At 61.3% G+C, this 2071-nt stretch carries 3 protein-coding genes; 1 reads left to right on the forward strand and 2 read right to left on the reverse strand.

Translation table 11 applies throughout. The annotated features are described in order from the left end of the window. The coding region (locus EOD07_RS32210; protein ID WP_127238129.1) for an aldehyde dehydrogenase family protein at positions 1-201 on the forward strand (201 nt) is incomplete at its 5' end. A 144-nt stretch (positions 202-345) separates the two neighbouring features. Here the strand turns inward: EOD07_RS32210 and EOD07_RS32215 are convergent. Further along, the gene (locus EOD07_RS32215; RefSeq protein WP_127238130.1) at positions 346-633 is read right to left on the reverse strand and encodes a GIY-YIG nuclease family protein; all 288 of its coding nucleotides are present in this window, start codon (positions 631-633) and stop codon (positions 346-348) included. 167 nt (positions 634-800) lie between these two features. Next, entirely contained in the window at positions 801-1697 is an 897-nt protein-coding gene (locus EOD07_RS32220) for a LysR family transcriptional regulator (protein ID WP_073985395.1), read from the reverse strand. Positions 1698-2071 lie beyond the last annotated feature (374 nt).

Consider the following 2071-nt stretch of genomic DNA (forward strand, 5'->3'; position numbering starts at 1 on the left):
ATCTTCACCACCAATCTTGGCACCGCGCACAAGCTTGCCCGCCGCATCAAGGCCGGCTCGGTCTGGGTCAACATGTACCATGCCATCGACCCGGCCGTGCCGTTCGGTGGCATGAAGATGTCCGGCTACGGCCGCGAGGGCGGCATCGAGCATCTGCACGAATATCTGGAGACCAAGGCGGTCTGGATCCAGACTGATTGATATTCAGGTGAGGCCGGCCTGCGAATGGTGGGTGCGCAAACGCCCATGCCTTCGTCATCCTAGGGCGAAGCAAGGAGCGAAGCGACGCGCGCAGACCCTAGGATCCATGCCTGAACTTGCGAGCGCTGCTAGGGTGAAGAATAGTCACCAGCCGATCCCGCGAAATAGCTCGGACCAAGTCGGATTGGTCTTCTCGATCAGTTCGACCTTCCATTGCCTTGGCCAGCGTTTCAGCGATTTCTCGCGCTGTATTGCGTCGGCGATATCGAAAAACTCCTCGTACCAGACCAAACGCTGCACGTTGTAGCGGCTGGTGAAGCGTGAGCCTTGGCCAGCCTTGTGCTCTGGAATTCGGCGGGCGAGGTCATTGGTGACACCGATGTAGATCGTGCCGCCTTTCTGGCTCGCGGTCATGTAGACGTAGCCGGTCATGTGGCGATTCTAATCGGTGCTGCTGTCAACGACCATCCTCCCACTGTGGCACTCTACGGTCGAGATTCCGGCATGGATCCTAGGGTCTACGCGCGTCGCTTCGCTCCTTGCTTCGCCCTAGGATGACGAAGGGAGGGCGTTGCCATATCTGCGAAGCGTCGGAACAATCAGTGCGCCAGCTCGCGCAGATTGGTGCGGATCAGGTTCATCAGCTGCTCTGAGAAGGAGTGGTGCACGTAGCCCCGCGCGGTGATGATGCCGACGGAGCGGTGGGCGTCGCGATGGTCGATCGGCACCACCCGCATGCGCTCGTCGTTGCGCGAGATGGCGATGCCGGGCACCACGCAGACACCCAGTCCCGACGACACCAGCGCCACCGCCGTCTGTGCGCTTTCGACCTCGTATTGCGGCTTGAGCTCGATGCCCTCCGCCGCCGTCAGCCGGTCGAGAAGGCCGCGCACCGCCGTCTTGCGGTTGAGCAGGATCAGCGGGAAACGCTTGAGATCGGACAGATTGAGCTTCTTTTCGCCGCTATAGTTTTCCACCGGGATGCAGGCCATCAGCGGATCGTCCAGGATCGACTCGAACTGGAAGTCGTTGAGGTTCGGCAGTTCGGGGCCGAGATAGAACTCGACCTCCTGCTGCTGCAACAGCGCAAGCGCTGCCTGCGGCGGGGTTTCGATGACCTCGACGATCGAACGCGGATAGCGCAACTTGAACGTCGCCAGTATGTCGCCCAGCCGGCTCGCCGCCAATGTCGGCGCGCAGGCGATCTGCACCTTGCCCTTGCGCCGCGCGGCGATCTCGGTCAGCCGGTCGAGGCTGGTCTGCACCTGCGACATCGCATTGGCGATCTCCTCGAACAGCACCTGGCCTTCCGGCGTCAGGCTGGCGCGCTGCGCCGTGCGTATGAAGAGCGAGATGCCGATCTGCTCCTCCAGGTCGCGTATCTGCATGGAAACGGCCGACGGCGAGCGGTTGCTCTCTTCGGCAGCACGACGGAAGCTGCCGTTTTCTGCGGCAAGCAGGAACGTCTGCAGAAGTTTGAGGTTGATGCTGGACATGTCCGCTCGGGCAGGTGATCTGGCCTCCTGACCTATTCAGACGCGGAAGCGATTGCAAGGCAATAGGGCCGCTCCAGGTGCCGGTCGGGTTTAGCCAGCAAACCTGCTCCCGATCAAGGTGTGTTGAGATTCAGGTCAGGCCGAGTCGAAAACGGTGGCTTCCGAGAACCGGAGCGGAGCGTACTATAGTACGTGAGCACCGGAAGCGCAGGAAACCGCCGTTTGCAGGCCGGCCTCACCTGAATATCAACATACCTTAGTGGACCGCGGCGAACATAACGCGTTCCTCAGTTGCGTCCGACAGCATCATCTCCTCGACCACGCGGCCGCGCTTGACGACCAGGATGCGGTCGGAAACCGCAAGGATTTCCGGT

It is taken from the genome of Mesorhizobium sp. M2C.T.Ca.TU.002.02.1.1 (genome assembly GCF_003997225.1).